The sequence below is a fragment of the Allofournierella massiliensis genome, from assembly GCF_004345265.1.
Taxonomy (GTDB): domain Bacteria; phylum Bacillota; class Clostridia; order Oscillospirales; family Ruminococcaceae; genus Allofournierella; species Allofournierella massiliensis.
The window spans coordinates 42255-64804 of sequence record NZ_SLUM01000023.1 but is presented as its reverse complement, the minus strand read 5'-3'; the positions used below and the strand labels follow the sequence as shown (position 1 = coordinate 64804).

The window sequence follows — 22550 nt, the reverse complement described above, 5'->3', positions numbered from 1 at the left end:
CAGCGGAGAAAAATCCGTTGTGCGCTTGCTTCATTTTGGTGAGGTGCCTGGGACGATGAATTTGTAACCGTGTCCCCGCACTGTTTCTATGATGCCAGTCCCCAGCTTGCGCCGGAGCTTGTAGATCATGCTGGAGATCCCGGTCCAGCTGGCATCAAAAGAGTCCGTAGCGACAGCCTCATAGATTTGGCGGGCGGAGAACACCTGCCCTGGCCGGCGGGCCAGCAGGAGCAGAATGTCAAACTCCATCGGGGTCAGGTCCACCGTCTGGTCGGACTGCCATACCAGCCTGCGTTGCGGGTCGATTTGTAGATTTCCAGATAATAAAGTAAAAGCAGTGTTTTCTTGAACCTCAATATGTTCTGCCCGAAATGCTCGCACGAGCCGCTGGAGCAAAGCATCTTGTGCCTTTGTTGGATTCGTTATTCGAATAATGATGGTCTTTTCCATCCTGACGCCTCCTTATGAGCCGTCGTAGTGTATTAGGCGCAGGGGAAAAGACTGCTGAACGACGGCTTTTTTTCTTTTGCCGTCGTCCGGCAGCAGTTAATTTTCGATTTTTTTCTTATGGGAAAAGACAATCAATCCAACCAGAAACATCACGATAAGGCAAAGTACAATGCTGATACATCCGCCGATGGTGGCCGGTACAGGGGCTTCATAGTAAGTAGATTTATCCGAGAAGAACATGGACACACGATATGCGAAGCTGCCCGGAATGATAAAGCCACTTTCTGAACCGATAAACAGGCAGGATGCAAAGCCATATATAACCCCTACAACGCTTGTTACAATGATATTGCGGCTCAAGTTGATAACGATTGCCCCTAAACAGGTAGTTATCAAAACGACAACACCAGCTTCAATTCCAAACCCGATTGCCAGATTGAGGAACAGGGAAATACCTCCGGGCAACCTGCCAGCTCCATTGAGTACCATCACAAGCAGGCCAAATGCGATAAATAAGACAGCCGCGAAGCCGATACCGATAACGATGCTGACAGCGACTTTCGATAGAAAGAGCTTCTTCTTTGAAAAACCGTAGGTAATCCAGTTGATGTAAGTTTTGTTCTTGTATTCCTGATAAAACAGCGAACCAATCAAAATGAAGATCACCATTGGGAAGAACATGGAAAACTGGTTATTCATAAAGAAGAACAGGTCAGCAAGCGATTTTGTGCTGTCGTTAAAAACTGCTCCTGCTCCGCCGGTAATGATGGGAAGAAGCGACAACAGCAGAAGAAATACCATAAACCATTCCCGCTTCAACTTGTAAAACTCGTTTTTAATCAACATTCCCATTATGCTTCCTCCCTCTGGCCGGAAGTCATAATATCCTCATACAGTGCTTCCAGTTCCTTTTCGTTATAATCGTTTTCTACAATCTTGATGATTTTTCCGCCACGAATGAAAATAAGAACATCCGTGACGGCGGCAATCTCCGTCAGATTATGGCTTGATACCAAAATACAGTGTTGGGGCGATTTCAGGCGTTCTTTCAGAAGCAGCCGGATTTCCTTTATCCCCATCGGATCAAGGCCATTGGTAGGTTCGTCCAGCAGCAAATATTGAACATTGCCTAAAAAGGCGCGGGCAATTCCCAGCCGTTGGCGCATCCCCAAAGAAAGTTGAGAGAACAGCTTTTTCCGGGCGTCCAGCAGGTTTACTTGTTTGAGCGCCGCTTCAATGTTTGGCTGTTTCAGACCTAAATACTGCGCGTGGAGCTTCAAATTTTCCTCTACGGTGAGCCGGGGGTAAAAAGCCGGGTATTCAATCAAACTTCCAAAACATCTGCTGGAAACGGGTTGCCCATCTGAGAGGATTTCTCCCGAAAAGGCGGTCAGGCCCAGCATGGACTTAAACAGTGTTGTTTTACCGGCCCCGTTTGGCCCCAGAACACCATAGATTTTTCCTTGCTCTAAAGTCAGGTTGATGTTGGACAGCAAGGCAGTATTTCCAACATTCAGATTTACATTTTTGATTTGCAGCATGAAATTCCTCCGTTATTGAAAAAAGATGAAAAGTAAAAAGGCCACAGCATAAATCAAAAATGAAATCCCGATGGGCTTTGATCTCTGTTTTAGCCCTTTTAGGCCATCGCTCAATATGCCATTCAAGGCCATGAGCAGGCACACCGCAAAGGCGATGAGTGAAATTACTAAAGCTACTTTAACCATTGTTTGTACCTCCTATGGCTCATACTTTACCAAAGAGGTTTAGGATTTGTTTGAGAAAAGTCTAAGGAAAGTCTAAGGATGAAAAAAGAGCTGCCGAAGCAGCCCTTTAGAAATTGACAATGGGAAACACGATTTGAATTGCAAAGATACCGTTTTGCAGAGAAGCCGAGATTTGCCCGCCCATACGGGTCACAAGTCTTTGAGCGATTGCCAGCCCCAGCCCGGTTGTCTTTTTTGTCCGTGACTGGTCGGTGGTGTAAAAACGGTCAAACAAATGGGGAATATCTTCCTGCTGAATACTGCTCGACGCATTTTTAACGGTTATGACCGTTTGAGCTTCTTCTAACGCTGCGGTGATCTGATAATTTCCCTCCCCGTGAACAAGCGCATTATAAACCACATTTGAGAAAATCCGGGTCAAGGCATCTGGATCGCCCCAAATGATAGCCGGTGAATTTGGTATGACGATATGGGGGACGCATTTTTTCTGTTCAAAATCGCCATAGTATGAGGCGACAACATCCCGAAGTACACTGTGTATATCTGTATTCCTGCAATTCAATTTCAGCTCGTCGGCCTCAATCCTTGCAAATTCAAACAGTTGGTCGAGAAGCAGCTTTACAGCGGAAATTCTTTCTTCCGCAATCATTACATATTCTTTTTGATCCCCGGTTAAATCCTGTTCCTGTAAGAGCTGGATATAGCCGTTTGCTGTTGCCAGTGGTGTTCGCAAGTCGTGGGACAGACTGGTGATAGTATCCCGGAACAGGGTATCGCTCCGTTCGATTTCCTGACCCATGCTGCGATATTTTTTCAGAAGATGATTGATACTTGTAGCCAGATCCTGTATTGGCCTATCCGTTTTTTCCACCATGATTTCTGTTTGCGTATCCCGGTCTGTCAAAAAATCAATCTGCTTTTTGATTTTCCGAACCAGTTTCCGCTGATAAATCAGTTTCAGGAACAAAAACAGGGAAAGCATTGCCAGCAAGATACATAACACAATCATGCGGCCATCACCGCCTTTCCAAACCGCGCAAATCCAGCCTTTGAAACAAGGAGAACGAAACGGCTGTCGGTAAAAACAAATATACTACCAGCGTAATCAAAATGGGCATTAAATTCTCCCCAAAGGTATTGATCTGCAAGCTATGGGAAAGCCCTACCACCCAATACTTGTAGAGCGAATAATCCATATCCAATGCTGTGCTTATCTTTGTGAGGTATAGATACAAAACCCCCAGCAGAAAAAATGCGGCAATCGTGACAATTAGCCGATGCCGGAGCAGGTAACTTAGCAGATTGAGAAATGCGGTGTACCCTAAAAAGCACAGACATTGAAGCAGAAGAAAGGCTCCGATTGCAGAAAACGAATAGTCTATGTCATACCGGGATGCTCCCATTATCAAAATGGACAAATATGCAACACCAAAACATACAAACAGAAAAAACAAAACGCCAATCCATGAGGCCAGTAGTTTTCCAAAAAATAGATGTACTCTGCTTGTTCCTTTAGAAAGTGCGATACTGTATGTGCCGGTATGAAAATCTTCTGTAAAGTACAGGCACAAAAAGAGCGTCAACGGAAAAATCAGGCTGTAATCTGAAAATAGAAACTCCGTGAACGAAACCAGTGATATAGCCGGAAGCATACCATTTACCGAATTATGATAAAATGTCAGGGCAAGCGCAAAGACAAAAAAAGCAGCCAGTGCGAGGCAGGCCCAAAACAGGCGATTTTTGCGGATACGGAATAACTCACTTTGTATCGTCTGGATCACTCTTTGCACCTCCTGTCATTTTCAAAAGATAGTCGGTCGGCTCCATACCGGCAAGCCAGATTTCCGATACCTCTATCCCGGAATGAACCAGCAGCGTATTGATTTCCCCGGATTGCTCATTGCAATGAAAAATTCTAATCAGGTCATGGCCCAACACTTCAAAATCTGGGAACCGCTGGCTTAAAATCGTAATAGCCCGTTCTAATTGCGGGGTTCTTATCTTTATGCACCGCTGGCAGCTCTCTTTCAATTCCCCAGCCGTAAGCTCACAAAGCAGCTTGCCATCTGCCATCACGCCATATTGGGATGCAAGCCGGGAAAGCAGCGTATAATCTTGTCCAGAGATTAGAAGCGTGGTATGGTTCATTTCATGCAGATAGGTCAGAACAGAAAGCAGGTGTTCACATTCTCCCTTATCCAGCCCGGAAAAAGGGTCGTCCAGAATTATCATATCTGGATTTCCCAAAAGGGCAACCGCTAAATTCACTAAACGCTGGGTCGATAATGGCAATCGCCGCACCGCCTTTTTTTCTTTCAGGTTCAGATGCAATATATCTAAAAAACGGCTTTCTGTACTTCCAAAAGCAGAAGAAAAATAGTGTAGCATATCAGCCGGTGGCAGAGAGCCGATTGTCACAGATTTTTGGGGTACAAATCCAATCCGGCGGCGCTCCTGCTGATAGTCTATATTGCCAAATAATTTGAGAGTACCAGATTGAGGTCGGAGTGTGCCAATAATGGCCTGCAACAGTACAGATTTTCCTGCGTTATGACCGCCATACAGTGCATAGATTTCTCCACGCATTACCTGAAATGTAATATTTTTAATCCCGTTTCCGTCCGGGAAAACATAGGTCAACCCGGCTGTTTCCAAAGCAGCCTCCAAATAATCATCCCCTTTCCACATCGTCTTATTGTAGCAGATCGGCGTGCAAATTTTATAAGATTTCTCTAAGGATTAGCCCTGCATTTTGAAACCGAGGCCCCAAACCGTCTGAATATACTTTTCCTCTGGATTGACTTTGGCAAACTTCTTGCGGAGATTTCCAATGTGGACATTGATTGCGTTATCGTCCCCGATAAAATTTTCATTCCACACGCTTTCAAAGATATTGTTCTTTGTGAATACTTTTGAGGGTGCGGACATCAAAAGCTGTAAAATCAGATATTCATACCGTGTCAAAGCAATGGGGGTATTCCCGATTTTAGCCTCCATAGCTTCTGTATCAAGGGACAAGTCCTTAAAATGAAGCGTCTTGCCATTATTGAGGCCGGAGGATTTTTGAAAGCGCCGCAGCACCGCTTCAATCCGAACCAGCAGCTCTTGATTGTCGAATGGCTTTGTGATGTAATCATCTGCGCCGTTTCGTATGAGGTTCACTTTGCTGTCTATATCCGTTTTAGCGGACACACCGATAATCGGAATATCCATCGCACTTTTTATCTTCTCCAATACTGTTTCTCCCGGTATGCCGGGCAGCATCAGATCAAGTAAAATTAAGTCAAAAGTGCCTTTCTCCATCAACAGAAGCGCCTCGCTCCCCGAGTAGGCAGAAGTTACATAATAGCCGTGTTGGGTGAGAAGTCGCTTTGTCATGTCGTTGAGTGGCACGTCATCTTCGATGATTAAAATACTAAAAATTTTTTCCATGTCTATGCTCCTTGCCAATCGGTTTTCCTTTCCGACATAATCTATAAATCAATTATCAGATGTCTCTATTATAATTCCTGGTCTGAAATAGGACAAGGGCGAACCTCCCCTCTGACGGGAAATAAAATATCACCTCATATCAAATTTCACTTCATTTTCATAATTTAACCCGAAATGTACAATGATATAGGGTGATATGAGAATGTACCAAGATGAAAGAAGGTTTGACTTTCATGGGCTCGGTCTGGCACTGAAACAGGCCAGAGAGGCAAAGGGCTGGACGCAAGCCTATGTTGCGGAATTGGTCGGCAAGACTGACAAAACCATTATGAACATTGAGAACAAAGGCCAGCACCCCAGCTTCAACCTGTTTTTTAAGCTCGTCACGCTGTTCGATATATCCGTAGACCAGTTTTTCTATACGGAGGGCAACCGTGGCGGAGACAGTTGCCGGAAACACATTGATGTACTTTTAGACTCCATGAACGAAAAAGAGCTTGTTGTCATGGAGGCTACAGCGTATTATTTTTTCCTTTTCAAGAATACAAGGAATCACAAAAGAACTGAAAAGCCGCAGGCCGGGAAATTCCCAACCTGCGGCCTCACTGCGTCAAAATTACTCTGCCGCAATTTCCCATTCTCTCAAATTGAACTCACTCAGCGGATAAATTTCAGAGACAGATGCCTCAAAGCCAAGCGTGATGTCTCCGTTGCTATTGACGCCCTCCAGGACACGCTCGATAGCGCCGCCATCATGGCGCAGCAGCATTCCGACTTGAATTTCTGCACCATGCTTGTCGTAGTATCTCAGCCGCATTACTTACCTCCAACAGCCGCCTTATCGTAATAGTGAACATAGACATTGTAATCCCGAGACCGAGTGATCAGCCGAATCCAAATATACAAGTGATCTGTTTCGGAATAGAGGTTGAACTCCGTCGCCTCGCTGGTGGCCTGCGCGTACCTGCAGAACCGCCGCATAGTATTCAGCGTTTTGAAGGCAGGCAGCTTGAACAGGGCATTCTGGAAATCGTCGATCTCCTTCACCAGCTCCGGCGCTGCCTTTTTCGCAGGTCCATCGTGCCAAGTTGTCCACCACCGATGGCCGTCATAATCCGAGCGGGAGTAGGCGATCTCACTGACGGGCCGGCCAGTAAGCTGCATAGGCGGTGTATCGGTGTGCCGGAATACTTCCTCAAAGGTGCAGATGGTATCCAAATAGCATACGCGCCCTTTTTCAGAGGCCGGAAGTCTGCCGCGCTTCACCGCATCCCATTCTGTAAGGGGCAAAGGAGCATGGGCGGCATCCCGAAGGGCCTCGTCCATGCCGCAGGCTTCACAGATCTGCACATCCGCATAGCGGCTGAGGGCATTGACCATCAGGTGGGCTGCCAGAGGGGCGCCGCACCGCAGGCATTGGGGCGGCTTTACAGCATCGCCGTCTGCATACAGCTTTTTATCTTTACGCCAGGCAGTCTCCAACAGGTCTTTGGGATATAATTTGATTTTCATGATTTTGTGCTCCTCCTTCTGGATTTCTTTATTGCTGCCCGCTGGCGGGCTTCGGCTGTTTCTTTGAATGTCTGAGCAAGAGGCGGGTCATGCCTTGCGTCGCTTTCTCTGCGGCGGGCTTCGGACCAGGGGATAGAAGCGGGCAGCTCGCCCTGAAACAACGCCAGCAGATCGGCGGCCATATCCTCCCGGCGGCGATACAAACTGCTCCGCGCAAGATTGGTGTCGCAGTCTGTGATCGTAGTCCGCAGGATAATTCCGCGCTGCTCAAAAGTGAAGCGCCGGTGATGTGACGGATCTTCGGCCTCGACCCGCAGTGGGGGCGCGTCAAGGGAATTTTGTAGCCTGCGCCACCCGCTGTAATCGGTGTAGTGGAAATCCGGAATGTAGTTTGCCAGCCGCCGAAGCACCTGATAGAGCCGCTCATATCGCCGGCCAAGTTCTCCCTTCAAGCGCCGCTCATAGTAGGTGTAGCCGTCTGGGTCCAGCTTTTTCAGCTTTTTGGCATTGAAGAGGTATTCCACATATTCCACGCCGTCTTCCAGCCGAACTTGGCCGGTGCGTTCTCCCAGGCCATTACGCTTGATCCAGGCGTAAAAGCGTTTGCCAGCGGACCTGATATTGATATATCCACAATCCTTGGGACACAGGCCGCCCGGATTGACCGTGAGGCTGTCCCAGAAGACCAACTGGCCGAAGCTTTCCTGATAGAGTTTGATGGCGAGATTGCCCTCCGGATAGGTGGCAATCTTGATGGTCAGGGCATATTCCGTTCCTTTCATGTTAAATGGTATTGGTTTCATGATTTCCCCCGGAACGAAGACCAGCAGGCCGCAAAGCGCAGCCTGCCGGTCCTCGTGATAAGCCTGCCGTCAAGGGCAGGGTGGAGGAGGCATTCAGAACGCCCCCGTTTTCTTTGAAGTCTAAAATGGTATTGGGGCATTGCTTGCTGGCCCTTTTGATGCAATCATCAGGCCGCATCAACTGTGCTTTCAAAAAGCGGAACCCCGGGACATCCATCCTTTACTTTGCCAATGCGGCATAGATTTCTCTGTACTTCATGCACTGCATCTTCCCGCTGCGAGAGGGCCGCCGTCAGAAGCATCGTCTGTCAGGCCGAGTTTCCAGCACAGGGCAAGAACCTCGGAATCAGAAACACGATAGAGCTGCCGCTTGGCGTACTTGGGACGAAAGCAGAAAATGCCATTATCAAACAGGAACTTCCCGTCCTTACTGCCATAGGTGCAGCTGCAGCCCGCCAGCAGACATTTCATTCGGTCAGCATCTTTTTCGATCTTCTCATGGTCGTACCAGATGCTGTACTGGACGGCAACATCCAGATTGCGGTTTTTCCGGCAGCGGTGTTCCAGAAATTGCAGCAGCCGCCAGCAGACCTCGGCACGCTTTTCCACGGTCTGATTCTCATTGAAACTCAATGTAAAGTAGGAGTAATCCCGCCCGGACAGGCCATAGCCGTGAAGCGTATTGCTGAAATCATTGCACCAGAAGAAAAGATCCCACTGACAGCTCCGGAAAGGCGCCGGCTCGGTATCCTCATACTGATAACAGACGAAATTTTGGGCGATGGCGTCCATGAGGGGATTCATGACAGAATTTCGTGCTTCAGCGGCCATGACCAGGGCTTGGCCCTCATCAGCCACTGTATGCGCACGGCGGTTGGCTTCCTTCTGTTCTTCCGTATAGACGAACTGAATGCGCACGGAATGAACATCGTACATAGCGTAGCCCCGTTCGACCCATTCCGGGCCTGAAGGCGCAATATAAGATTTGTCATGCCATAGATTCATTTGTCTCTCTCCCTTACAATCATAATTAGAATTCTCTCCACCCGGTTGTTTTTCCGGTCTTGTTGTGCCGTGCCATGATCAGGCGGGTAGTCGGTGCTGAGGGCTGTACCACCAATTCCCCTTGCTTGTAGGCAGCTTGGGCTGTTTCCAGCGCATGAGAAAGGTCATAAGCCTTCACGGGAAACTCCTGAACAATCTGTTCTTCAATCGTTACGGTGTATTTCCTCAGCATTGGGTGAGATGGTTTTTTCTTCATATTCTACTCCTTTATAAAGAAAGGGACCGGCAGACCATAGCGGTACGGTTTGCCGATCCCTTTGTAGTAATGCCCTCTGCCCATTTGGCAGAGCATTTGGCAGGCGCAGGAAAGCTAAGACTGTGAAGCCTCCAAATCCTCGGATTTGAGCACACGGCCCTGTTTCTCCCGCAGTTGGGCAATATGTGCCTTCCATTCCTTTCGGGCCTGTTCTGCGCGCTGCAGTTCCACGACCTGTTGCTCCGGTGTGAGAGCGGAAAACTCACATTCCCGTTTGTCCGCCTCTAAATCACGGATGACCTTCCGCACAATGGAGAGCGCCATTTCAGAGATGGTGGGAGGATGGTCCTCTATCACTTCTCTGCCACGGCGGAACAGATCTAAATAGGCATGATACTGTGCCTCAGTGATGAACTCCCAGCCGTAAGCATCCTGAATTTCCGCCTCGCTGTGGTACTGCATGGCGGCTTCAAAGTCAGCTTGCCTTGCGGCGGCCTCTCTATCAATTCGCCGCTGCAGTTTGGCGGATATGTGTTCCAGGTCTTTGAGGACCAGGGAGCAGGCCTCTGCCTCCCGCAAATAGCCGTGAGCCTCGCTGCTCATGTATTTTTGTGTTCGTTTCATGCCGCTTCCTCAGACGGCGCAGGCACCTCGAAAATGATCTGCACAGGAATCAGTTCTCCGGGGCGGATATGCTCTGCGAGCTGCCATTCCCCGTTCCGCAAGACCTGTGAAGTGACATCATTATAGATCTCCGGGAGAGTGTGGTAGTCCTTCATGCACTCCGTAGGAACATACAGGCAGAAAAGCGGCAGGCTGAATACATACAGGCTCTGCAAAACTACTTCACGAAGCTGCTTTGCCAGTGCCGCGATCTCCTCCATATCCTGCCGCTCAAAGGCGGCCTCGGAGATCTTTTTCAGATACGGAGTATCTTTGATTGCCTCGTTTATATATCTTATGGCATTGTCACCGTAGTGGCTCTTGATGCGGATACCGTTGAGCGAGATGTACTTGGTGTATTCGGTGGCGGTTTTACAGATGCTGTCCTTCAGATCCTTGAAGGGCTTTGCGTATTTCGTTTTCAGATCTTCCATTGAGACGGCCTCCAGGTTGCGCCGGAGCGTATCCAGATGGAATTCCAGGTCTTCACGCAGTTTCTTTTCTTTTTCGTCCATGTAGTCAAACCTCCAATCTATTATGATTTATGTGTCACAGCGTCAGCAGGGGCTATGTCCTGCGGATTGCTGGCGCAACTCTTTCAGCAGAGTGCGTGCCACATCGGACACCGCCTGCCAGTAAGCCTCACCGTAGGCGCAGCTGTGTTCCAGCTGGTTGGCGATCCGCTGCGGCAAATTGGGGGAACGCAGTAGTGCTTCTTTCTGTGTGTCAGAGAGTTCTTGAAAATCGTCACAGTTCTCAATATGCTCCCTGAAATCATCCCGCAGGCATTCTGCGCGGTACAATTCTGCCGTGCTGCGGCAAAATGCAGGGGAAAGAGGCAGCGCCCGCTGTTCCAGCGCAATCGAAAAATGGTTCTCACAGTATTCGCCGTCCAGATAGCACTCATAGCTGTTGTCAGACTCTTCTTCGACGAATTGGCTGCTTTCTTTCCAGCGTGGAATGCTTCCAGCCAGAAATTCTTCCCGAAGATCATTGTGAAATTGATGTAGGGCATCGGTGCGCTCCGTGAAGATCGCTTCATAGGAACCATACTCCCCATCGGTAGCCCAGTGGACGGCGACTACATAGAGCGTCCCTGTGGGATATACCTGGGCAGGATGCTCAAGGGGAACAATCATTTCAGGCCCCATAATGACCATATCCAGGCCCAGATCCTCGATGTGTTTCTGCTCACGGTAAAGCTGTGAAAAGGTCTGCTCCAGCGCAAGACGGTCCGCAGAGAGCACCGGCGCTTCAAACGCGCAGTAGATGTCCGGCGTGTCGTTGTCAGTCTCCCGGTCATCCTCGGTGCGGATTTCAAGGATATTTCCGAAGAGCCCTGCGTAATCGCTCGCTTCATTGGCAACAATGCGTCCGCCGACTTTGTAGCAGACACCCTCATGCCAAAATTCTTCTCCAGGTTGATGATAAATCATCATTGCTCCCTCCTTTTTGTGGGGTGGGGCTGGGTACAATGCCCTAGCCCCGCAGATCAAAAATCGTTCAGTTATCCGCGACGAAAATGGCGGCACCGCTCATACACATGCAAATGAGTGGCAGCAAAAGAGCGGTAGGCTTGCAGCTTACCAGACTGGCGATCCCGATACCCGCTGGGGCGGGTCGTGTTGTGATCAGTCGTCACTTTCCTGTTCGTCTTCGTCCTCTTCCCAGGGAGAGTCATCAACATCAGTATCTGCCTCCTTCATCTGCTCGGCGGGTTGCTTTGTCCGCTTAAAGGCCAGAACAAGAGCATCCTCACCAAAATCATCTTCCTTCTTCTTGCGTTTCTTTTTCCTGCGGCATTTTTCCATGGCAGCGTCATAGTCATAGCCGATGCCGGCCTGAAATTTGCCTGCAATTTCCCTCATTTTTTCCGCATGATACTCATAAAGGGCACGATGAAAACCAGTCAGGTCCCATTGCTCACAGGCCATCTCCAGCAGCCGTGCATAGTCCCGTAAGGCATTGACTGCTTTGCAGATATCGCCATAGCAGGTCTTGAACACATGGGAGCCGTCCAAATCATGAAAGCAAAGGGAGAGTTCCTGCCCCAGCAGGAAGTCTAACTCCATCGGCTGCCGGAGCACAGGCTCGTATAATCCTTTTGGCAATTCTAAAGCGTTGTGCTGCTGTTCATCCATTGGCGTGGTCCTCCGGCGGAGCAGATACCAGCCCAGCAAAAAGCATTTGCATGGCAGTACGGTATCCAGACTCAAAAGCCTGTTCAATCACAGCGCTGTTGCGCTCACCGGCGGCCGTTTGGTACACCTCGAAAGCTGCCAGAGCTGCAGGAGTTTTGGAGAGTTCCCCGCGTAGGGCGGTCTCAGCCGCAGATACTGTGTGGTTAAGTACCTGCTGCTTTTTGTCCTGCTCCTTAAAAACACTCGGTTCGTACTCGCCGTAATAGAGGTCATGCAGGAAATTGGGCTCAATAGTCATGCCATGCGGCAAAGACATTTTGGGTCGGGTAAGGCCATCGGCAATGCGTTCCAGAGCCTTGATGAGATGAGGCAGCTGGGCGTCAAAAAAGCGGCGGCCGCATATCGTTTCGTGAAAATTCAAAGATTGCACCTCCTGTCAATGAAAAGCCCGCCGGCGGCATATGAGCTGCGGCGGCTGTTGATTCAGGCCCCGATGGGGCATGGTTTCTTTCTGGATCAGTCGAAACAATCGTGCTGCATAGCCTTTTCACAGGCCAGAGCCAGGCCATCCAGCAGCTGCGGAACAGCCTCCATATATTGGGCCGTAATGCCCAAAGCATCAAGCGTTTCCTGCACATCGCCGGTATAACTGTACTCATGGTTCTCCAACTCCTGGAGGAACATATCACAGATAAAACCTTGCCCGGTTTTGTCGCCAGCAATGGCATCTTCCAGCTCTTTTCGGTGTCGGGTGAACATTTCATTCAGTTTTGCGACATCGCTTTTACGGCAGTAGCCGCCTCCAAAAATGCTGCATATCTGGCGGGTGTCCGAGGAGGACAGGCCCAGCTTGCGCATTCCTTCAGCAAACTGCTGTTTATTAAAAGCGAAGAACATGGGAAACGCATTTACTTCCGCCTGCTGGCGGTTGCGCATCTCCTGGTATTGGTTGGTACTCATGCGGCACTCCTTTCTTCTGGTGCGCCTGCTGTCAGAGGAATTACCCGCCATTCCTCCGGACGGCACTGGTTTTGGCAAACTTTTTCTAAAATTTCATGTTTTCCGCAGATAGCGTACTGTACCCAGAATCGACATGGGCGGCCGCCTGTTCCCTGCGCTGAAAAGTGTTCCAGTGCATACATCATAGGCGCCGCCTCAGTCCAGAAGTGCCAGCTGACGAAGATCATGCAGAAGGCTGCGGTTATTCTGTTCATACTGGGGCAGGAACGGCTGATCCAGATCAAAGTTGTAGTAGTGATAGAACAGGACCTTGAACACAGATGCCCGGCGTAGTTCCTCTGGTATGCGGCGCATCAGCTTGCCGATTTCCGGGATGGCCCGGTACTGCTGCTTCAAGAATTCCTTGTCTTCCCGGGGAAAGTTGTGGTACAGCCAGTCTTTGACAAGCACCTTCCCGCTGTTGAAGTGATACTGCTGGTTATCATCAAAACAGAGGCAGTATTCAAAATCCCGGCCGCGCTCACCGGGTCCCGCCGAAAACGGGTAAAGGCGGCAGGTCCGTGGACGGGCGGCATAGATATTACACTGGTTGCCCTGAAGAAAAACACAGGATGCTTCTGCTCCAACTGTTTTGAGTGTGTAAATGGGATACCCTTCATCGGTGAGCGGTGTGGGCTCGCAGTATTGGAGAAGCACATCATCCGTACTACTGACACCGCAATGCTGCTCTCGAAGGTGTTTTGCCATCCGGTAGGCATCCAAGCTTTCTACCATGACGCAGCCCTCGATGCGGCGGCAGCAATGGCCGCATTGGCTGCACTGGTATGTGACAAACTCCTTGGCGCTTACGGAAACAGCAAGGGTTTTGGATTGTTCCATACATTCCTCCATAAAAAAGGCCGCGGCAGACAAGTGCGCCTGCCACGGCCGGGACCTATGGGGCATTACCCCTTATTATTTTGACTTCTCTACGCGCACGCGGCCAGAACCGTCGGGAGCGGGCTGGCGGCCGCCAGCGGGAAAGGGTCCATCGAAAGGAAGTAGTTGGAGTTGAGCGTTTCGAAATGCACCAGATCCCCGGACTGCTCGTGGATCGCCACAACAGGCGAGGTCCGGTAGTCGGAGCCGTTGGCACGCAGGAAGGCGCAGTGGCCGAGAACCAGCGGGCACAAAAGCATTCCGTGCATTACAATGGATTTTTTCGATTTCGTCATAATAATCAGCCTCCATTCATTTTTGACATTGGCCTGCCGGGGACGGCAGGCATTTACTCATAGCACAACTCCAGAAACACCGCGCGAACCTCTTCCAGAAGCTCCTTGATGCGTTTCATGGGGAGCTTTTCACGGCTGGCGATCTCGCGGATGCCGTAGCCGCAGCCCTTCATGCGGACGATGTTCATTTGCTGCCTGGAAACACGGCCAGCCAGGTCATGAAGCAGCTGCTTCATTTCCAATTCCTGCATCAGATCATCCGGCGCCGGCAGCAGTTCCTCCAGGGGCACACCGTCCGGGTACAGGCCGATGTGAATGCTGAGGATTTCAGCGTTGCGCTTGTGGCGTTCTTGACTACGGAAATAGTCATAGAGGCGAAACCTCATTTGCCTTATGGCGATAGTGCTGAAAGAATACTCTTGGGCAGATGTATTATCGCAGTAATCCCGCACTGCCTTCAGGTAAGGGAAGATGACCACATCATAAAACTCGTCTTCCGGAAGATGGTTGTCGTTCAAGAATCTATAGACCAAGCCGTGATGTTCAGCAGCAAACTCCTGTTGCTCCTTTGTTAACGGTACTTCACATAACATATATATTTCCTCCAGTCTAAAGCAAAAAAGGGATACCCCCGGCGTAGGCCGAAGGTATCCCTTGATGACATGTCATGCGGCTGAGGCCGCAACAAAACTCATTACGCGGGCAACTTCTCGTAGTTGCCGTCAATTTCACCGACCACATAGCTCCCATCGGGGCTGCCAGGCGCTGTGGCGGACTCCGGGATCACATAGTCACAGTCGTTGGTACGCTGCTCCTCGTTGATCAGAGCCCGCTGGATGTTGATGGCCTTGATCTGCTCCTTAAAGCCATTGGCATAGGCGCGGATCTGAGCCAGTTCCTCGCCCTCAAAGTCGCGTAAAAGTCGGAAGGTGGCAACGCTGTAGTCGTTGCTGCCATTGTTCTCTTTCTTGAGCCCGATCTGGATCAGGCTGCCATAGGTGGCGCGCCGGCGGTAGACAAAGGCCCGGTTCAGGAACTCCTTGAACGGCTTGATGCTGGTAGGCGGCAGAGAAATCAGCAGAGGCATATACTCGCCGCTGCGCAGCAGGTAGATGTCCCGCATATTCTTGCAGGCCTTGCCGCGGCCGCCGTCTCTGGCCGAACCGTATGCGTTCATCGGGCAGGTGGCGCAGGCGCCGCCCGGCTCCCCGATGCCGGTCTTGCCGTCCACAGAAGAGCAGAGAGGCTTGGTGTCCTCGTCATACTCGCTGCCTTCCGGCCACAGGGTATAGGCAGAATGATTGTAGAGAATGACTCCTTCCAGGGTCCGGGCATAATCCGGATTGTCGGGGTCTTCCGTGGGGATCTCAAACTGCAGGGCGCCGCCGGCGGGAATTTTCACCCGCTGGAAACTCATCATCTGCAGGCCGTCCGCATCCTCTGCGATCTCATCGCTGCTGAAATCACCCTCCACCATCGCAGGGAGCAGGAAAGTGTTCCGCTCAGGAGTGTTCATCATAGAAGTGTTCTGTTCGTACATAGTTAGTTCCTCCTTAAAATTGGATGGTTGGCAGCCACTCAGGCGGCCAGCTGGTTGATACGGCTCCACTGCCTTGCCGGCATGGAGAGAATGTTGTAACCGATGCCCTCCAGCGCAGTCGCCCGGTCATAGTCCGGGACATCCTGGCTGTGGCGGGTCACCGCGTTGGATAAACCATAGAGCGTCAGGTCGTTGCCCTCGATCAGCCGCTGCAGCACACCGGAGCTTTCCTCATCAGTTATGTGGAAGTCCTTGCTGACCAGCTTGACAATGCCGGGGACATCGGTGGTATTCATGCGGGCATCTTTGGCCTCCCGCATCATGTTGACTACACGGGTAAAGCGCACCTCGTCTACCACGGCCCGCACCGTGTCCTGGATCTTCATGGCAAAGGCTTTGTCGTCTGCTTCCAGCGTCTTTTCCGAATACAGCTGATAGTTCTCCGAAGCCTCGTTGACGCGGCCCACATGAGTGCGGCGTGTCTGAGCATCATTTACGACCATTCCGTTACTGCACACCAGCCGGTAGACCAGCGGCTGGATGTTCACCGAACCGAGTCCCACCTCGCTGTTGCTGATGATGATGCCGGACTGAACGATGTCGCCTGGCACGACCTCGGCCTCCAGGCGGGTGTTGACTACCTTGATATACATGCGGCTTTCCGTGAGCTGGCAGCTCTCAAAGTGCATTCCCTCCATATCCTGAAGGACAGGAAGGACGATGCTCGCAATATCAAGGTTGTCAATGCGCCGGTAGCGGTTGCTCAAAAATGCCCGTGCCGTACCCTCAATGGTGCGGATCATACGGACAGAGGGCTCCCGCTGGAACCAGGCGTTCACATTCTGCGCCAGCAGCTGGGGATATTTCTCCAGCATCTTGTCATAGTAGGCTGCCGGGATCTTCAGGTGTGTGCCAATCTGCCGGTGGGCAATGGAATTGACCTCCAGCGGTTCAAGCGCCGGGACACCGGATTGGTCATAGGCGTTGAGGTACAGCTTCGAGTCAAAAGGCTCCAGACGAAGGCTGCGGGTGTCCAGCATATAGTCGGCTTTCAAATCAGCCTGGCGCTGGATCTCCTTTGCCATGTCTACAAGACTGATCCCTGATTTCATTGTTATTTCACTCCCCTCTCTGGGTGATGGCGGTCACCAGGAGACCTGGATGCCCTGCGCCGTGGTTTCAGCCGACAGGCCCGTGCTTTCAAACACTTCCACCAAGCAGGGCCAGTAGACCCTCGCGGGAAAGTTCGAAAGATGTTCCTGCGGTACCAGTTCATCGTCCTGCTGGATGCAGATGTCGCCGTTTTCCCGCAGTGTGAGCTTGCTGTGCCCACGGGAATTCAGGTCGGCGATCAGCGTTTCCATGATTTCGCGCCCGCAGTTTTCATACCAAACGCGCGGATCGATGGGGCGCCTGTTGGGCGGGATATTGGCCTCATCGTCCTGTTCTGTACCTGCTTTGGACAGAGGCACGATTTTGAGCAGGTCACATTTGATGGTTGCGTCCTGGCCAAATGTGATGTCTGCATGGTCGAATCCATCTACATTGTGAAGCCGGATGCGCCCAGTGCCATTGGTGCGGATCAGCTCTGCCGGCCGCTTCTCACACCACTCAAAGCAGGCGTCAGAATACGACGAGCGCAGATAGGTCAGAATCCGGTGGTTGGCATAGCGGAGCAGCAGGTCGTCTGAAACAGGTTCCTCCAGTTCCGGGACCTGGAATGTGCTCTGGGCAATGCCTTCAGCGAGTAGCCGGCGTTCTCTCTGTTGGCGCTGCCGGCGGCGTTTGGCTTGCTGCATATACGGGAGCAGGAGGATCAAAACGACCCAAAGCCCCCAAAGGGTGAATACCCCAATCAGCAACCACGCCTGCCACGGCCCGCGCACCAGAGCCATGATGGCGATGACAGCACCGATCAAGATGGTGATGCTGCCGCTCAAAAGTCCCTTGTCATTACTCATTTTCTTACCGTCCTTCCTTTAGATTTTGCCTGAAAACAAAAAAAGAGGGACCGCACCAAGCTTCAGATCATTCTGAAAACTTGATACGGTCCCTCTGCTGCGCCGGATTTTATTCCGGCAGGGGTTCGCGGTCGCCATTCATCACCTCGGGAGGTGACGGAACAGGCGCCGCTTCGTCAGGGTCATGCTGTTCACTTTCGGATTTTGCTTTGGAGGACTGCCCGGGGAGAAATCCAAAGTCCGTCAGCCATATCTTCAGCTTCTTGACTGTGGTTCCGTCCTTTTGGCGAACATCCACCAGTTTTTGCGATCCGGTGAGCCAGATCATGCTTCCCTTTTTGACCTTGAGCCGCATGAGCCGGGTAACATCGTCACCGCGGGCCCATACCTGGTAGTAGTCCGGCGGGGTGTTGCCGGAACGCTCCATCAGGTCGAAACAGACATATTGCTGTTTTGACTGGCCCTCTTTCGGGACAAGCTCGTGCATGACTCGGCCAAATACAACGATTTGTGCCATAACACTTCCTTTCTTCGCCGTTGGCGTTCATATCTATATATAAAAAGTGCCAGCAGATACCAGCCCCGAAAGGGCGCGGCAATACCACTGACACTTGATACAGCATACAACCTTGACTGCGTGTGCAATGCAGATTTTTAATCTGCGGTACAGAAGCTTAGTCTGTATCCCACATGGGGAACGCACAAAAATCAATTACAAAGTAAGTGTAACACTATATCTTGTATTTGTCAAGTAGCATAATACTATATATAGATATTCGAGCAAGGCGAATCACAATATATGGTTCATGTAGCGGTAGTAATCATCCAGCAGATAGAATCTGAGTGTACGGGCTGCCGGTGTCCCGTAGCCGAATGTCAGGCCATAGAGATTGCCTGTCCCATCTACGCCGAGTGGACCGAGCCAGCGGGCGGCGGTGTTGCCGTTGAGATACCAGAGCTGAATATCCCGGTAATCATCTTCACTGATAAGACCGGAAGAAGCCAGACGATAAGCGTCTTCCTCTTCGATCATGGAGTGGGAAAGAAAATGGCGGTAGAGCTCGTCCGACAGCCCAAGGGCTTGCTGGTAGGTCAGAGGATTGGGGTGGTCCAGCCACCAGCGGGTAATATCTTCAAAGGTACGCAGACGCGGTTTGGGATTGAGGGCCCGGAAACGCCGGATGAAATCTTTGATTTCTTCCGGGGCGGCCGGCGGTGGGAGCGGGATCTCACGCACTTCGTCATCCAAAAAGCCGAAAGCAAGTTGCTCGCCGGTTTCATCCTCCAGCAAGAGCGAGGTGCGGGACAGCGGTGAGACCAGGAAATGCTCCATCGCAAAGGTTTCGTCCAGAAAACGCTGGATCTTGTATTGCTCAATGGTGTGGGGCTTATACATTGGGGTGGACCTCCTTTTAAGTATTCCGCCTATTAAATAGGAGAAGGATTTTTATTTTCTGCACAATTAGGTAATTTTTATGTTGTAGTATATATGTTGAATGAAAGATGGGCATATCAGTCAAAGTTTACTTGTAATGTCCCTTCGGGTACAATAGAACTATGACTTTGGTGCCGTATCCCTTTTCTTTACTCATGGGGTGTTTGCTCCCTGCTTTCCAGCTCTTCATCACAGGATGCTGCGTCCTCCAGTACCTCGTATCCAAGAAAACTATTGGTGGAGAGGGCAGCGTCCAGATAGTCGTTCCCGACGGCAGGCCGGCTCCCTTTTTGAAAATAAAAGCGGTAGCGGGCGCCAATCTGGAACTTGGCAGTTTTGCTCAACAGCAAGGTGCGCTCCGCACCCTGTTCATCAATCAGCTGGATCTTGCGGTAACGACGCAGCATAGGGGTGCTGACACTGGCGCAGATCCCTTCCACCACTTCGTACTGGCCCCGGGCAGCGGTGCGCCACAGGCTGCTGCCCAGCACCAGAGAAGCGGCAAAAATGAATCCACCCAGCACCAAAAGAATGCGGTCTGCGGCGACAGTGAAGATCACAAGGCTGACTGCTATGCTGGCGATCCCAGCCAGGAATGTCAGCAGGATCTTGCGCCGCAGGACAAAGGGAAATTGACTCCATTGGTTTTTCATGTGCTGATCCTTTCAAAAATGATTTGCTGGCGCAGATACAAGTTGGCAACGGCCAGCGTTACCGCCTGGCTGCTCCGGCTGTTCTTCATCAGGCTGGCGATATTCTGGCAGGTGGTCTCGCTGTCGCCATACACCTTCTCCATCAGGACCCGCTCACTGGGGAGGGAGAAGACATCCTGCTCCACACATTTGATGATTTCAGCAGTGGAAAGCAGGGCCTGCCGGGAAAGCCGCATGACGCGGGATTCATAGTCGGTCCGGCGGTCTTTGCGAAACAGCTTCAGCGCCTGCCCGACTGAAACCCGACGGCTGAATACCAGCTTCATAAACGATACGCCGCGCACCAGGGCAGAGCCGCTGGTAGGAATGATGCCCAGGGAACTCAATAGATCATACAGCGCATCGTATTCGGTCTCTCCGCAGCCGGAGACCAGCAGGCCGCGGGTAAGCAGACGGTTCACGCAGGCATCCCAGGGCCGGCTGACAGCGCCGCCCATAGATGAGGCCAGCCTATCACACTGAAAAGAAATGTCCTCCCACTTGGAGATCCGCCAATTCAGGGCAGTCCAGACGACCAGCTCCTGCATATCCACCATGTAGGGCTGACCGCCAAGGCGGATGACCGGGCAGGACCGGCCGCAGCCATTGGTTTCCCGCTCCAGACGGCCGATTGCAGTATATAAGGTTTTCTGTTCCATTGATCAATGCCTCCTTTTATATATCCTTTACTGCGGGAAGGCCGTGGTTTTCAACAGATTCAAAGCAGGCTTGCCAGAAAGCGGGGGTCGCTGCGCAGTTTGGCGACCGAGCGAGAGATCCATGCACCCACATGAGAGGGCGGAACCTGGTAGAGTTCCGCAATATCCGTGACCCGCATTCCCTGAAGCTTGAGTGCCAGAGCCTCTATCCCAAGCCGGGCCACACCGTCATAGTCCTGCTTGCTGGCCTCCAGAAGCGACAGCGTTTCCATCAGGGACACCTGAGCGTCAAATACGTCGGACTGCGGCTCCAGGGCTTCGCCATCGGCGGCCAGTTCCCCATGCTCCCCAATAATGAGCCGGCTGAACATCTTGCCCCTGTTACAGATCGTCCGGCAATAGGACAGAAGCCCGTTTTTTACGACCGTTTTGGCGTAGGTGGCAAACTGCGCCCGCCCATCATCCTTAAAGGTGGCCGCGGCTTTGCAGAGCCAGACGCACCCCTCCTGGAACAGATCGCTGTACTCCAGGCCGCAGATAGTCGGATTCACATGGATATAATCGCAGATCACCCAATGCACCACCGGCAGGTTTTGAGCAACGAGTTCCTGCTGCTGTTTCGTCAGACTGGTCATTTGCTCACCTCCCGTCAGGCTGCCGCCTGTCCGGCGGCTGGAGGAGCTGAGGCCTGCCTGCAGAGGCGGACGACCTCATCGCACATCCATTCGGAAAACTGGCCGATATGGGTCTGCCGTTCATCCAGCCCCAGCTTCGCCTGGAGCCAGATGTAGACCTCCCATTTTTCCATGTGCCGGCTCTGCCGCAGCTGTTCCAATGCCCGGTGCGCCAAAATGCGCTTGTGCCGGAGATCTCCATTTGCCAAAGTTCCCATAGGCCGGTGCGTCCTGTCATGGGCGCTCACATAGGCATCGCAGGCGGGCCAGCGGTCGCAGAGGTAGAGAAATTTCCCCTGGGATCGGCGGTTCAAGCCGTAAACCACGCTGGCCGGACGGAGAGAGGCATTGGCATGGCAATAAGGACACTTGATCGTTTTTTGCTTCATCATAAAATCATCACCTCCAAAGACGCACCAAAGGCGGCGCGATGGCGTCTTTCTGTGTAAAAATCAGCTGTTCTGGCTGCAGCTAGGGTCCAGACAAAGCTGCCTGAGCGTACATGCGGAAGGGTCCGGCGCATGCCATTCGATGTACTTGGAAAAAGCGGCGTCAAAAGAGCGGTGCGACAGGACGGCGCTGCACTCGGCGGGCTCTACTTCCTCGCCGGTCAGTTCATGGATGGTTTCCGCAGGCAGAAGCATGACCTGCCCGCACTCATCCACTGTCAGCAGGAATCCGGAACAGGGCTTCTCCCAGCCATACATACAGGCATCGCAGCCACAGCTGACAAAGATGGCATTGCGCCAGTTCCCACGGACGGCCCGCAGAAAGGAATAAAATTTGCAGGATGTTTTCATCCTCTACCTCCAATAGTCGTTTTTTGAGAAAATAAAAAAGCGGGGACCAGCTGTGGATGTCCACAAGCTGATCCCCGCTGACGGCATTTAAGCGAACAAGCCCTTAGTTGGCCGCGCCAAACAGGCCCTCGATCTCCTGCGTGATCCGGGGGATGACCGTATCGTTGAAGATGAGGGTCAGGGCCGCCAGCAGCAGGGCGCCCAGCACAACGGCGATGATGATTTTGACCGCATCAGAGATGTAGAAATCGCCGCGCTGGTTGGAGAGCGCCATACGGGCCCGAAGCGCGAGGCCGTTCGCTTTGCTGCGGATGCAGCTGGTAAACTTCTTCATGGAAATACCTCCTGTAAATGTGATATTGGATTTTGGTATGGTTATGGCCGGTCAGGACCGGCGGATAGGCTTGAGCAGGCTGTTTTTGTTGGAGCGGGGCCTGTCCGGATATGCTTTCGGCTTCTGGCGCAAAAGCCATCGGAACCTGCGCCGCCGCCCATCTTCGCCGTCAGGCGGAATATACTTTTTCTTCGACATGGATTTCTCCTGTTCAGACGGTAGGTTCAGGGCCGGCCTGGGAGCAGGCCGGCCCTGGGGAAATGGATGGAAGGCAGCCGGCATAGCGGCTGCT

The 22550-nt window shown here is 51.7% G+C and carries 33 protein-coding genes and 1 pseudogene; 1 reads left to right on the top strand and 33 read right to left on the bottom strand.

The genetic code is table 11. The annotated features are described in order from the left end of the window. Positions 1–30 precede the first annotated feature (30 nt). The 8 genes from EDD77_RS13265 to EDD77_RS13230 all read right to left on the bottom strand — a co-directional run bounded on the left by EDD77_RS13265 (position 31) and on the right by EDD77_RS13230 (position 5609). A complete protein-coding gene (locus tag EDD77_RS13265; protein WP_058963740.1) occupies positions 31–450 on the bottom strand; it encodes a winged helix-turn-helix domain-containing protein in 420 nt (139 codons plus the stop codon). Between the two features lie 96 nt (positions 451–546). Then, on the bottom strand, positions 547–1302 hold the full coding sequence (locus tag EDD77_RS13260; protein ID WP_058963739.1) for an ABC transporter permease: 756 nt from the start codon (positions 1300–1302) through the stop codon (positions 547–549). Then, a complete protein-coding gene (locus tag EDD77_RS13255; RefSeq protein ID WP_058963738.1) occupies positions 1302–1991 on the bottom strand; it encodes an ABC transporter ATP-binding protein in 690 nt (229 codons plus the stop codon). The genes EDD77_RS13260 and EDD77_RS13255 overlap by 1 nt, the downstream gene beginning before the upstream one ends. Positions 1992–2003: 12 nt before the next feature. Beyond that, on the bottom strand, positions 2004–2177 hold the full coding sequence (locus tag EDD77_RS13250; RefSeq protein ID WP_058963737.1) for a hypothetical protein: 174 nt from the start codon (positions 2175–2177) through the stop codon (positions 2004–2006). A gap of 106 nt (positions 2178–2283) precedes the next feature. After that, positions 2284–3186, bottom strand: coding sequence for a sensor histidine kinase (locus EDD77_RS13245; RefSeq protein WP_058963736.1), 903 nt, complete (start codon positions 3184–3186; stop codon positions 2284–2286). A gap of 7 nt (positions 3187–3193) precedes the next feature. Continuing rightward, on the bottom strand, positions 3194–3958 hold the full coding sequence (locus tag EDD77_RS13240) for an ABC transporter permease (protein ID WP_058963735.1): 765 nt from the start codon (positions 3956–3958) through the stop codon (positions 3194–3196). After that, on the bottom strand, positions 3936–4844 hold the full coding sequence (locus tag EDD77_RS13235; RefSeq protein WP_242868328.1) for an ATP-binding cassette domain-containing protein: 909 nt from the start codon (positions 4842–4844) through the stop codon (positions 3936–3938). Before EDD77_RS13235 ends, EDD77_RS13240 begins: the two co-directional genes overlap by 23 nt. A 72-nt stretch (positions 4845–4916) precedes the next feature. Next, the gene (locus EDD77_RS13230) at positions 4917–5609 is read right to left on the bottom strand and encodes a response regulator transcription factor (RefSeq protein ID WP_058963734.1); all 693 of its coding nucleotides are present in this window, start codon (positions 5607–5609) and stop codon (positions 4917–4919) included. A 196-nt stretch (positions 5610–5805) separates the two neighbouring features. Between EDD77_RS13230 and EDD77_RS13225 the strand changes: the two are divergent. Beyond that, positions 5806–6186: pseudogene (locus EDD77_RS13225) on the top strand (helix-turn-helix domain-containing protein); the annotation flags it as partial. Positions 6187–6425: 239 nt separating this feature from the next. Here the strand turns inward: EDD77_RS13225 and EDD77_RS13220 are convergent. The 25 genes from EDD77_RS13220 to EDD77_RS13105 all read right to left on the bottom strand — a co-directional run bounded on the left by EDD77_RS13220 (position 6426) and on the right by EDD77_RS13105 (position 22258). Next, entirely contained in the window at positions 6426–7121 is a 696-nt protein-coding gene (locus EDD77_RS13220) for a hypothetical protein (RefSeq protein ID WP_187120494.1), read from the bottom strand. Continuing rightward, positions 7118–7924 carry a DUF4313 domain-containing protein gene (locus EDD77_RS13215; RefSeq protein ID WP_058963733.1) on the bottom strand — a complete coding sequence of 269 codons (807 nt, stop codon included), beginning with the start codon at positions 7922–7924 and terminating at the stop codon, positions 7118–7120. The genes EDD77_RS13220 and EDD77_RS13215 overlap by 4 nt, the downstream gene beginning before the upstream one ends. Before the next feature lie 255 nt (positions 7925–8179). Next, the gene (locus EDD77_RS13210) at positions 8180–8929 is read right to left on the bottom strand and encodes a hypothetical protein (RefSeq protein ID WP_132587414.1); all 750 of its coding nucleotides are present in this window, start codon (positions 8927–8929) and stop codon (positions 8180–8182) included. A gap of 25 nt (positions 8930–8954) precedes the next feature. Further along, on the bottom strand, positions 8955–9185 hold the full coding sequence (locus tag EDD77_RS13205; protein WP_058963731.1) for a hypothetical protein: 231 nt from the start codon (positions 9183–9185) through the stop codon (positions 8955–8957). 114 nt (positions 9186–9299) lie between these two features. Next, positions 9300–9809, bottom strand: coding sequence for a hypothetical protein (locus EDD77_RS13200; RefSeq protein ID WP_058963730.1), 510 nt, complete (start codon positions 9807–9809; stop codon positions 9300–9302). Beyond that, positions 9806–10363 carry a hypothetical protein gene (locus tag EDD77_RS13195; RefSeq protein WP_058963729.1) on the bottom strand — a complete coding sequence of 186 codons (558 nt, stop codon included), beginning with the start codon at positions 10361–10363 and terminating at the stop codon, positions 9806–9808. Before EDD77_RS13195 ends, EDD77_RS13200 begins: the two co-directional genes overlap by 4 nt. A gap of 42 nt (positions 10364–10405) precedes the next feature. Next, the gene (locus EDD77_RS13190) at positions 10406–11287 is read right to left on the bottom strand and encodes a hypothetical protein (RefSeq protein ID WP_058963728.1); all 882 of its coding nucleotides are present in this window, start codon (positions 11285–11287) and stop codon (positions 10406–10408) included. Positions 11288–11479: 192 nt separating this feature from the next. Beyond that, positions 11480–11989 carry a hypothetical protein gene (locus EDD77_RS13185; protein WP_006573873.1) on the bottom strand — a complete coding sequence of 170 codons (510 nt, stop codon included), beginning with the start codon at positions 11987–11989 and terminating at the stop codon, positions 11480–11482. After that, positions 11982–12410, bottom strand: coding sequence for a DUF6809 family protein (locus EDD77_RS13180; protein WP_058963727.1), 429 nt, complete (start codon positions 12408–12410; stop codon positions 11982–11984). Before EDD77_RS13180 ends, EDD77_RS13185 begins: the two co-directional genes overlap by 8 nt. Positions 12411–12505: 95 nt before the next feature. Beyond that, positions 12506–12949: a DUF7659 family protein gene (locus EDD77_RS13175; RefSeq protein ID WP_058963726.1), complete on the bottom strand. Its 444-nt coding sequence runs from the start codon at positions 12947–12949 to the stop codon at positions 12506–12508. Further along, entirely contained in the window at positions 12946–13134 is a 189-nt protein-coding gene (locus EDD77_RS18120) for a hypothetical protein (protein ID WP_172733324.1), read from the bottom strand. Before EDD77_RS18120 ends, EDD77_RS13175 begins: the two co-directional genes overlap by 4 nt. Positions 13135–13144: 10 nt before the next feature. Beyond that, a complete protein-coding gene (locus EDD77_RS13170; protein ID WP_058963725.1) occupies positions 13145–13828 on the bottom strand; it encodes a YkgJ family cysteine cluster protein in 684 nt (227 codons plus the stop codon). A gap of 89 nt (positions 13829–13917) precedes the next feature. Next, positions 13918–14163 carry a hypothetical protein gene (locus tag EDD77_RS13165; RefSeq protein ID WP_006573868.1) on the bottom strand — a complete coding sequence of 82 codons (246 nt, stop codon included), beginning with the start codon at positions 14161–14163 and terminating at the stop codon, positions 13918–13920. A gap of 53 nt (positions 14164–14216) precedes the next feature. Then, positions 14217–14756 (bottom strand): sigma-70 RNA polymerase sigma factor region 4 domain-containing protein, encoded by a 540-nt coding sequence (locus EDD77_RS13160; RefSeq protein WP_058963724.1) that lies wholly within the window; start codon positions 14754–14756, stop codon positions 14217–14219. Positions 14757–14857: 101 nt separating this feature from the next. After that, entirely contained in the window at positions 14858–15703 is an 846-nt protein-coding gene (locus tag EDD77_RS13155) for a hypothetical protein (RefSeq protein ID WP_058963723.1), read from the bottom strand. A gap of 38 nt (positions 15704–15741) precedes the next feature. After that, positions 15742–16815: a DUF932 domain-containing protein gene (locus EDD77_RS13150; protein WP_058963722.1), complete on the bottom strand. Its 1074-nt coding sequence runs from the start codon at positions 16813–16815 to the stop codon at positions 15742–15744. A 33-nt stretch (positions 16816–16848) separates the two neighbouring features. Beyond that, complete coding sequence (locus EDD77_RS13145) at positions 16849–17664, bottom strand: hypothetical protein (RefSeq protein ID WP_058963721.1); 816 nt, start codon at positions 17662–17664, stop codon at positions 16849–16851. 109 nt (positions 17665–17773) lie between these two features. Next, on the bottom strand, positions 17774–18181 hold the full coding sequence (locus EDD77_RS13140; RefSeq protein ID WP_058963720.1) for a single-stranded DNA-binding protein: 408 nt from the start codon (positions 18179–18181) through the stop codon (positions 17774–17776). A 273-nt stretch (positions 18182–18454) separates the two neighbouring features. Beyond that, entirely contained in the window at positions 18455–19060 is a 606-nt protein-coding gene (locus EDD77_RS13135) for a hypothetical protein (protein ID WP_058963719.1), read from the bottom strand. A gap of 188 nt (positions 19061–19248) precedes the next feature. Continuing rightward, positions 19249–19752 (bottom strand): hypothetical protein, encoded by a 504-nt coding sequence (locus tag EDD77_RS13130; protein WP_058963718.1) that lies wholly within the window; start codon positions 19750–19752, stop codon positions 19249–19251. Then, the gene (locus EDD77_RS13125; RefSeq protein WP_058963717.1) at positions 19749–20450 is read right to left on the bottom strand and encodes a hypothetical protein; all 702 of its coding nucleotides are present in this window, start codon (positions 20448–20450) and stop codon (positions 19749–19751) included. Before EDD77_RS13125 ends, EDD77_RS13130 begins: the two co-directional genes overlap by 4 nt. 59 nt (positions 20451–20509) lie before the next feature. Further along, on the bottom strand, positions 20510–21085 hold the full coding sequence (locus EDD77_RS13120) for a sigma-70 family RNA polymerase sigma factor (RefSeq protein WP_058963716.1): 576 nt from the start codon (positions 21083–21085) through the stop codon (positions 20510–20512). A gap of 14 nt (positions 21086–21099) precedes the next feature. Further along, positions 21100–21516 (bottom strand): zinc-finger-containing protein, encoded by a 417-nt coding sequence (locus EDD77_RS13115; protein WP_058963715.1) that lies wholly within the window; start codon positions 21514–21516, stop codon positions 21100–21102. Between the two features lie 60 nt (positions 21517–21576). After that, positions 21577–21924 carry a hypothetical protein gene (locus tag EDD77_RS13110; protein ID WP_242868327.1) on the bottom strand — a complete coding sequence of 116 codons (348 nt, stop codon included), beginning with the start codon at positions 21922–21924 and terminating at the stop codon, positions 21577–21579. 103 nt (positions 21925–22027) lie between these two features. After that, positions 22028–22258 carry a DUF6133 family protein gene (locus tag EDD77_RS13105; RefSeq protein ID WP_058963714.1) on the bottom strand — a complete coding sequence of 77 codons (231 nt, stop codon included), beginning with the start codon at positions 22256–22258 and terminating at the stop codon, positions 22028–22030. Between the last annotated feature and the right edge of the window lie 292 nt (positions 22259–22550).